The sequence below is a fragment of the Robiginitalea marina genome, assembly GCF_024006985.1.
In the GTDB taxonomy this organism is placed as follows: domain Bacteria; phylum Bacteroidota; class Bacteroidia; order Flavobacteriales; family Flavobacteriaceae; genus Robiginitalea; species Robiginitalea marina.
The window spans coordinates 1-374 of the sequence record NZ_JAMXIB010000043.1 but is presented as its reverse complement, the minus strand read 5'-3'; the positions used below and the strand labels follow the sequence as shown (position 1 = coordinate 374).

The window sequence follows — 374 nt, the reverse complement described above, 5'->3', positions numbered from 1 at the left end:
GACAACACGGACGACCAGCAGATCACGGACTTCAGCCTTACGGGCAACACCCTGACGCTGACCCTGGAGAACGGGGGCACGCAAGATGTGGACCTTTCGGGTTATGTCTCCACCGATGACCAGAACCTTACCCTGAGCGGGAACACCCTGGGCATTGAGGACGGTAACACTGTGGATCTGTCCCCATACCTGGATAACACCGATGACCAGAACCTGACCCTTAGCGGGAACACCCTGGGTATTGAAGACGGGAACACTGTGGATTTGGCCCCGTACCTGGACAACACCGACGACCAGAACCTGACCGGCGCCACCCTGACCGGCACCACCCTTCAGATCGATATTGAGAACGGTTCTTCAGCCAACGTGGACCT

The 374-nt window shown here is 57.8% G+C and carries 1 protein-coding gene; it reads left to right on the top strand.

Annotated elements, in window-relative coordinates; all coding sequences use genetic code 11:
• On the top strand, window positions 1-374 hold a 374-nt coding region (locus NG653_RS14690), incomplete at both ends, for a hypothetical protein (RefSeq protein WP_252742464.1).